We start from the raw sequence: 4,413 nt of genomic DNA, 5'->3' as shown, positions 1-4,413 counted from the left end.
TAGAGACGGCCATCCTTGCCAAACTTCATCCATGCAATGTCGTCACCGATGGTTTCGACCTTCCAGCCCGGGATAGTCGGGATGAGCATGGCGAGGTTCGTCTTACCGCAAGCAGACGGGAAGGCGCCAGTAACGTACTTGACTTCGCCCTTCGGGTTCGTGAGCTTGAGGATGAGCATGTGTTCGGCGAGCCAGCCTTCGTCGCGAGCGAGAACGGTAGCAATGCGGAGAGCAAAGCACTTCTTGCCGAGGAGGGCGTTTCCACCGTAGCCAGAACCGTAGGACCAAATGAGCTTTTCGTCCGGGAACTGAGTGATGTACTTGTGTTCGACGTCTGCGCAGGGCCAGATGCCGCCGTCGGTTTCACCGTTGTTGAGCGGCTTACCAACAGAGTGGAGGCACGGAACGAATTCAGCGTTCTGGTCGGCATTGAGGATGTCGAGAACCTTCTTGCCGGCGCGAGTCATGATGTCCATGTTGAGAACAACGTATTCAGAGTCGGTCAGTTCGATACCGTTCTTGGAGATCGGAGAACCGAGCGGGCCCATGCAGAACGGAATCACGTACATGGTACGGCCGTGCATACAACCCTTGTAGAGGCCCTTCATGGTTTCCTTGAGTTCCTTCGGGTCGATCCAGTGGTTGGTCGGACCTGCATCTTCTTCCTTCACGGAGGAGATGAACGTACGGGATTCGACACGAGCCACGTCAGACGGGAGAGAACGGAACAGGAAGCAGTTTTCCTTGGCCTTGAGCGGAGTGGCGAGGCCGGCCTTCACGCACTTCTGCATGAGGGCGTCATATTCTTCCTTGGAACCGTCGACAACGACGACGTTGTCCGGTTCGCACATAGCGATGCATTCTTCAACCCAAGCCTTGATCTTCGAGTGCTTGATGTCGTTGAGAGTAAGACTCATAGTGAGCTCCTATTTGGTTTAACGTGTTTTTTCGATTTTTTCGAACGCGGTTAAATTTACAAAAATTCAGGATTCCATCGCAGGGGTGCCATAAAAATTTTTGATTAAAAACACGCGGCCATCCGCCAGTACCGGTCTGCCCGAATTTGCACCAGAAACGGCGCCCGCGATATTTGGCATTTTTTTAGACTTTTTAAGAAAAAAGTTTACATTTCCATTGAAAAAAACGTAGATTACGCATGTATATGTTGAATAGGTAACTCCGAGATACACAAGAGGTTATATGAGCTGGTCTTATTCTAGGGAACACCAGAAAAACATCCTTTGCATGATCATGGCCGGCGGTCAGGGCAGCCGTCTGCAGCCCCTCACCCGCGACCGCGCGAAACCCGCCGTGCACTTTGGCGGAACATACCGCATCATCGACTTCGTCCTGAACAATTTCATCAATTCCGGCATCTTCAAGATCAAGGTGCTCACGCAGTTCAAGAGCGACTCGCTGAACAAGCACATTTCCGCAGCATGGAACCTGAATGCGAGCCTGGACCAGTACGTGGACCTGGTGCCTGCACAGATGCGCACCGGTGACGACTGGTACAAGGGAACCGCCGACGCGATTTTCCAGAACATCAACCTGATTACGGACGAGCGCCCGGACCTAGTGGCGATTTTCGGCGGTGACCACATCTACAAGATGGACATCAACCAGATGATCGACTTCCACTTGAGCCGCGCGGCACTGCTCACGATCGCCGCAATTCCCGTGCCCGTCTCGGAAGCGCGTGAATTCGGCATCATCGAAGTGGACCAGGACAACCGCATGATCGGCTTCGAAGAAAAGCCCAAGAACCCGAAGGAAATGCCCGGCAACCCCGGCTACTGCCTCGCGAGCATGGGCAACTACATTTTCACGAGCAAGTTCCTGGTGCGCGAACTCATGAAGGGTGCGGCGAGCGGCGCGACCGACTTCGGCAAACACATCATCCCGAGCCTGTACAAGGACTACCCCGTTTACGTGTACGACTTCAACACGAACATCGTGCGCGGCGAACAGGCTTCTACCAAGGGCTACTGGCGCGACGTGGGAACGCTCGACGCCTTCTTCGAGGCGAACATGGACCTGTGTTCCGAGAACCCGCCGTTCGATTTGTACAACAACTACTGGCCCATCCGTACGTTCAACTGGAACCAGCCGCCCGCACGATTCTTCGCGGGCGATGGCAACGCCCACCAGGGTGCCGCCATCGACTCCATCGTGTCTTCGGGCTGCATCATCGGTGGCGGCACCGTGGTCAAAAGCATCCTCTCCCCCGGCGTGTCCATCCAGAAAGATGCTCTTGTCGAAGAATCGATTCTGTTCCCGAACGTGACCATCGGGCCCGGCGCGAAGGTGCGCCGCGCAATCGTGGAAAAGGGCCTGCACATTCCGGCCGGCTTCCAGATCGGCTACGACCTGGAACGCGACAAGAAGCTCTTCCACGTGACAGAATCCGGCATCGTCGTCCTCGCCAAGGACACGATTATAAAAGCCTGATAAGGCGAGTGCCGCAGAAAAATGCTTGCATTTTTCTATGGCCGAGCCGAAAGGCTTGCGCTCAAAGAGCGCCAAGCCAGATAAAGCGAATGCCGCAGAAAATGCTTGCATTTTCTATGACCGAGCGGCCAAGCTTGCGCTCGAAGAGCGCCAAGCCTAGGCGCCCTAAGAAAGGCGATTTTTTGACTTATACATACCAAAAGGCCGCTCAGACGGCTTTAGGTATGTAAAATTTCAAATAAATTCACAGATTTTTATCCCGAAAGAACGTTTTCGGGGCTTTCTTTTAACATTTGAGGACGCCCAAGCAGGAATTTTGCGCTTTTTGTTACACACAAACTAGCAACTTACATACTAAAAAGCAAAACAGCAACAATTGGTATGTACACCTTGCAAATCGAGGCCTTTGTAAGCCCACTTCAAGCCCCGAACGGTATTGGTGAGCCACAAAGCCCCATGCGTTAAGCTGGGGCGGTGGCGAGAGTGAGTGAGGAACCGGAGGTTCAGTTCATAAAACATCGAACGAACGGTATTGGTGAGCCACAAAGCCCCATGCGTTAAGCTGGGGCGGTGGCGAGAGTGAGTGAGATACCGGAGGTTCTGCTCATGAAACGACGAACGAACGGTATTGGTGAGCCACAAAGCCCCATGCGTTAAGCTGGGGCGGTGGCGAGAGTGAGTGAGATACCGGAGATTCAGTTCATGAAACGTCGAACGAACGGTATTGAAAAGGCCCGCACAAAACGTGCGAGCCTTTCTTTATGTGGGTTGGTTGGTTTTGAAAATCTTATTCGCCGGCAGCGTCACCACCGAAGCTACCGCCACCGAAATTGCCGCCACCAGGCATCGTGAAGCTGGAATCACGCCAGTTGAAGTATCCACCCCCAATGCTATCGCCAATGTTCCAGTTGCCACCGCCGGGCATCGTAAAGCTAGAATCACCCAAGTTCCAGTTACCGCCGCCAATGCTAGACATATCCATGGTCCACTGGCCGTCCTTGCAGACATAAGTCATTTCCATCATGCCCATCATATCTTCGGTCTTCGTGGCACCTTCTTCATCGCACTTGTTGGCTTCGGCAGTCGCCGTGGAGTCATATTCCCACTGGCCGTTCCTGCAAACCAACACGGCAGCACCCATCATATTCTGGGTAGCGCCTTCTTCGTCGCACTTCATCATGTCGGCGAAGGCAGTGCTGTCAAAAGCAAAGGACGTATCATACACTACAGCTCCGGGACCCGCAACAGGGCCGACATCAGCAGAACTTGCGGGTGCCGTACCGGCGGAACTTGCGGGTGCCGCATCAGACGAGCTAGCGGCCGCAGCACCGTTGTCTTCCTTCACGGAGGAACTCGAGACGGCCTGTTCCTGACCGCCGGTATTGTCCTTGGATTCGCTGGAAGTAATATTATCTCCCGTAGCATCCTTCGATTCGCTCGAAAGTACCGGCTGATCGTTTTCATCGTCATCTACACTTACCGAGGTGGAATCCTCACAGCCCATGTAGCAGAGGGCCGCTGTAACGGAGAGGACCATAGCAAGTTTCTTGAAGTTCATTATTGCTCCTTGTTTGATTGATTGATCATCCCGTACGCCATAAATATAGGTCCCGTGCGCAACTCCGCTCCGTAACTTATGGTAAATTCAAAATTTACCACTAAAAAAAACGTCCAGAAAACACCCGTTCGGGGTTTTTTACCCCAAATTTCCGCCAACAAACCAGGAATAAACACATAAAAACCCGCACCAAACGATGCGGGATTTTTTCGCAAAAGGGAATAAAATCGTTCGTTAACCGCCAAAGCCTCCCATGCCACCATCACCACCGAAACCACCAAAGCCACCCATGCCACCGTCACCGCCGAAGCCGCCCATGCCGCCGTCGCCGCCGAAGCCGCCCATGCCGCCGTCACCGCCGAAGCCTCCAAAGCCGCCGTCACCGCCGAAGCCGCCAAAGCCTC

At 53.7% G+C, this 4,413-nt stretch carries 4 protein-coding genes; 1 reads left to right on the top strand and 3 read right to left on the bottom strand.

Annotation, left to right across the window (positions count from 1 at the left end; translation table 11 throughout):
* The coding region (locus tag IK012_RS11655; protein WP_290954747.1) for a phosphoenolpyruvate carboxykinase domain-containing protein at positions 1-917 on the bottom strand (917 nt) is incomplete at its 3' end.
* Between the two features lie 283 nt (positions 918-1,200).
* Between IK012_RS11655 and glgC the strand changes: the two genes are divergently transcribed.
* Positions 1,201-2,451 carry a glucose-1-phosphate adenylyltransferase gene (gene glgC / locus IK012_RS11650; protein WP_173380077.1) on the top strand — a complete coding sequence of 417 codons (1,251 nt, stop codon included), beginning with the start codon at positions 1,201-1,203 and terminating at the stop codon, positions 2,449-2,451.
* 787 nt (positions 2,452-3,238) lie between these two features.
* Here the strand turns inward: glgC and IK012_RS11645 are convergent.
* Together IK012_RS11645 and IK012_RS11640 are read right to left on the bottom strand one after the other, a co-directional pair.
* Positions 3,239-4,009 carry a hypothetical protein gene (locus IK012_RS11645; protein WP_290954745.1) on the bottom strand — a complete coding sequence of 257 codons (771 nt, stop codon included), beginning with the start codon at positions 4,007-4,009 and terminating at the stop codon, positions 3,239-3,241.
* Positions 4,009-4,296 carry a hypothetical protein gene (locus tag IK012_RS11640; RefSeq protein ID WP_290954743.1) on the bottom strand — a complete coding sequence of 96 codons (288 nt, stop codon included), beginning with the start codon at positions 4,294-4,296 and terminating at the stop codon, positions 4,009-4,011. The genes IK012_RS11645 and IK012_RS11640 overlap by 1 nt, the downstream gene beginning before the upstream one ends.
* Positions 4,297-4,413 lie beyond the last annotated feature (117 nt).

It is taken from the genome of Fibrobacter sp. (genome assembly GCF_017551775.1).
Taxonomy (GTDB): Bacteria; Fibrobacterota; Fibrobacteria; order Fibrobacterales; family Fibrobacteraceae; genus Fibrobacter.
The sequence above is the reverse complement of the archived record's forward strand: the minus strand, read 5'-3'. Positions and strand labels throughout refer to the sequence as shown.